Raw genomic sequence first — 4,634 nt, forward strand, 5'->3', positions numbered from 1 at the left:
TGCTCACACCTTTCCAGCACTGGCTGGAACGCTACGGTGTTGATCTTGACCGAACCGGCCAATATCCCTTCCACACCGGCATTGAACAAGTCACTGAATTGGGCGGACTGACAATGCCTTTCGGCAAAGCCGCTTCCTCAGTTATTCTGCTGAAAACCGGCTCTATGCTGTTTAACAGACAATACAACGCCAACCCCCATAGATATCGCAGCCTTTTCCGTCTGGTGCCCGAAATCGTGAAATCCATGACTTCCGGACAAGGAGTTCAGGTACCGCTGCTGCACAGGATCACACCAGATAAAGTGAAAAGCCTGGCTTCTGTCACAGCCGGTCTGGTGCTGGGCCCGGTAGCCACGGCCGGATCATACGCCCACGGCCTTTTATCTGGGTTTACCTACGCTCAAACCTTCGGATTTGCTCTGGCGTCGAGTCTCACTTTTGACTTCTTCATGAACGACAACAAGGTACTCACTCAGTGGCTCGGCGGACCACTGGGCCGTAGTCTTGACAAGCTCAATCGCTGGAGAAGCGTGGGTGAAACGGAATCTGACTATGCGAAACGTGCTGCCACTGCCACACCTCAACGCTTCAATGAAACGGATGAAGAGTATGCCAACCGTGTTAAAGCAAACAAAGTGATGCATGGCTGGACCAGAAACGAGAATTATCTTCAGTTCCGTGAACGACGTGATCGCTCTATGAAGATGTATGAGCATGGCTGGGAAAAATACTTCAGGGATAATGTACCTAAATGGTCATTCTCCCATGCAGAAAGTATTCCGTACTCTTACACTCTGGGTGCCTTCTACGAATGGTTGGCAAAAGGGCATCTGTAGTGATTTCTTTCAGGTCGTCGGGCCATCGATCAAACCCTGTTATAAGGCATGCATGAATGTATTCCTGCTCTGAAAAAACAACTCAATTTTACTGGCATTGGACTTTGCCACTGTGAACTAAATTCGCTCAACGGCTCACCGGATTGGCCACTGTGAACTAAATTCACTCAACAACTTACCGGAACAGCCTTGAGCTATTGACAGCCCAGAGTTACTGGAAGTTGCTCTCTCAACTGGTGTAAACATCACTTTTCACGGTATAGAAAGTTATCAGCCTTGAGGTAGTCGAATGACACATGCTCGCCCCCATGCACTGAACCTGGCAGTGGCCGTTGCAATCAGCTCTTCCATCATTGGCACGCAGGCACTGGCGGAACGCAGACTGCAGACAAAATCCATCGATATTGCGGGCAATGGTCATACAGAGTTTACCCAGAGTGAGGTCATGGTTCAGCCCACTTTAGGTGATGACCAGCAGCCAATACCCAAATCCTTTACCACCACCTACCCTGACCAGGCTCAAGCCACAGCGGGCTATAACATGCCTTCCGAAGGCTTCACAGACGTCCTTTCCGGCATCGCCGGTGGCGTTTCCACTGTTGATCTGTTTGAAACAGATGACAATGACATTGCTCAGAAATACACCAAAGTCCTCAAGATTGGTAATGAGGGGGTCTTCAGATTCACCCATAATCTGGCAGAAAAGAATCTGCTCATTGAAGTCAGATTCAGAATGACCCAACAAGATTCCATTGGGGCAGTTCGCGCTCAACTAGGCGACACCCAAACATTAGAGCCATTTACAGAAATTGCGTGCCCTGAGCATCTGGTCGGTGTGCTAAAAGGTGCGAGTGAAAAAGCAGGAAACCTTGGCGAAGTTGATCACTATGTTGCCCTTGCCACCCTCAAAGTAGACAAAGTTAAAGTGAATGGGCGCACCTTCATGCGTCTTATCGCTGCCAGCGTTCAGCCTCCTCAACTGCATCGCCTCGGTCAATCGCTCTTTGTTAATGATGAAGCTCTTTTTGCAGCAGCGACGTCCGCCTACACTCAGGTTCATATTCTGGGGAAAGATTTACAACAGAGAGCCCTGAATGATCTGTTGTCATACAATAAACCCGTCGGCTACGTTGTACACGTTGAGGATGAGAGCCAGTCTTATCCTGTGCCGGCGGGTTATCCAAAACTGGAAGTGACTGAGGCTCCGGGGGATATTATTGTTTTCCGTGGTCAGAAACAGAATCCGGCCGATCTCGCTTTTGTTGAAGGTTTCTATAAGCTCTGGGAAGAAGACGATGTCAATAACCCTAAACCTCCGGTAGCAACACAGGTAAAAAAAGACAAGGTCAAAGGCTACCATTACGTCATTCGAAGCAAACAGATGGCATTACTCGAGGAGATCGCTGCAAAGCACGATGCCCAATATGGCATAGATAAACTGATTACGCTTATGTACTATGAATCTCTCAAGCAGGCATTGGCAAGTGCTGCTCCAGATCAGGCAGATGAATTTGAATTCACAATAAGACACATTAGAGTCGCTTCATCGGTCGTCACGCCAACCCTGATGCATCATCAACTCGTAAAAAACTTCAGTTTCAAACCTACACTTACCAATCTTCTGAATAACCGGTTCTTTGTTTGGGATATTGAGAATACGGTATCTGTTGTCAGCGGCATCAACCTGGCGCAGGCTAACGCTCTTGGGGACGACGAAAGGTTTACTTCCAAAATCCTCGGCGACGTTCTCAGACAGCTGATTGAGATGGAAAACGAGCAGTCAAAGCCAGAGGGAGAAGAGGGCGGAGACACCGTCCTTAACAACCAGTTAAAGAGAGTCATTGCCAGTGACAAAGAAAAACACCGAACGCTTCAGCAAGCCCTGCACAGGGTCATTCAGCTGCACCTTCAGCAGCAGGCAGATGAGGTCGTTCAACCACCTGTTCAGAATCAACAAAAAAAGGAAGAACAGAAAAATGGGTCATCAAAACGTCATCATGAAGTCAAACGAACTCCCGTGCCGAAACAACCAGTTCGTAATTCCCGGCCAGTTGCTACAAGAGTTCAAAACGCTCCGGGGGCAGTAAAGCTGCCTGCGATTGAAGGCCCGTCCGGAATTACTCCGGCCCATGAAAACGACCTGGATGCCCGCTTTAAGACCGTTCAACCTCACCTGCCACACAAGAAAGAACTCACTGATACGGTTATTCATAATTACCTGGCTGACATTGAAATTCTGCTCGGTCTGGTCCCGGACAATAAAAAAGACCCGAAAGTGCGTCATCAGGCCATAAAGCAACACCTCAAACGGCAAGCAACACGAATCAACCAGCTTAGAAACGAGATAGTGTTGACGACGGAGAAAGCTACTGCCAGTGAAAAAGAAAAGCTCAGAGCACTTCAACTCAAGCAACAAATTAAAGATGAGCTTCTACAAGTTCGTAAGGAGAAGGAAGAACTGCAAAACCAGTCACAGATACTTCAGCAGAAAATCGAACAAATTCCAAAGCTGGTACAACAAGTTCGTGATGCCAGAGCAGATGCCACTAAAGCTCGAAACGCTCAACTGGCAGCAGAGCTTGAGATTAATGATTGGGATGATACCCAACCACCCGGGGAACAAGCCAGACTCATCCGACAGGAAATTCATAAAATCAAACAATTGCTGCCCGCAACAGAACAGCTTGATGAAGAAGCAGTAAAAGCAAAACCGGCGACTACCGGAGGCAAGCGCAGTATTACTTTGATCAATGAAAATGATATGGCTGCCCTTCCGTTCATTCCACAGCCGCTGCAACCAAACGAAGAACTATCCGATGAGGAAGCTCGGGAAAGACTGGCTTTTTTTGAAGGTAAGCTCAGCCTTATTCCGGAAAACAAGGATGATCTTGAAGCCCGCCATCAGCACCTGCAGAAGTGCATTAAGCAGCAGTTCTTTGAGGTCTTTCGACAAGATTTTCAGAATCAACAAGATTTGGCAAAACGGAGAAAATGGTTACATCCTGTCCAGGACGAAATCGATCGAATTCCAATGCAGAGAAAAGGAGCTCATGAAGCACTAGCAAGCAGACAAGGGGCAGCAGCGCTTGAAATTGATAATCGGGATGATACCCAGCCATCAGAAAAACAAGCCAGACTCATCATAGAGAAAGTTTATGAAATCAAGCAACCGGAAACTGTAACACCGCTTACCTCAACACCGGTTGCCCTAACATCCATTGCCCCAACATCCATTGCCTCAACACCGGTTGCCCTAACGTCCATTGCCCCAACATCTATTGCCCCAACATCTATTGCCCCAACATCTATTGCCCCAACATCCATTGCCTCAACACCGGTTGCCGCGATATCCATCGCCGCAACAACGCTTACCACAAAAGATTCCTCAACAGAGCAGCCTCAGGTTGAAGCTGTAAAAGAAACACTGGCGAATCATGACGCGCTTCTTGAAGCCACTGAAGAAGCCGTGGTTCTTAAACCAGACTCTACTGACACCTATGATGACCGGCTTGATGCCCTGAGAAAAAAACAGGTACAACCGGGCGGTGATGATGGCACTGGCGGCAAGATCCGGCAAATGATTCAGGAGCTGGCCCGTCTGGAAAGTGAGATTAAAACCGGGCCACAACATTACGACAATGAAATCCACGGTATGGGCAAAGCAGCTATTCACTACGTCGATCATGAACAAAGGGACCTGAAAAGCTTCTCGGAATACTTTGCCAAACATTCTGCCAATGGTGACAGGATCATCGCTCTGCTGCGTGAAGGTCTGATCAGCAAGATTGAACTTGAGCA

General features: G+C 48.1%; 2 protein-coding genes. Both read left to right on the top strand.

The features are described 5' to 3' along the window. Nucleotides 1-836: hypothetical protein (locus tag KDK18_RS04320; RefSeq protein ID WP_257253463.1), on the top strand; the 836-nt coding region annotated here is incomplete at its 5' end. 289 nt (nucleotides 837-1,125) lie between these two features. Beyond that, nucleotides 1,126-4,634: hypothetical protein (locus tag KDK18_RS04325; RefSeq protein WP_257253464.1), on the top strand; the 3,509-nt coding region annotated here is incomplete at its 3' end.

It is taken from the genome of Endozoicomonas sp. SESOKO3 (assembly GCF_024606255.1).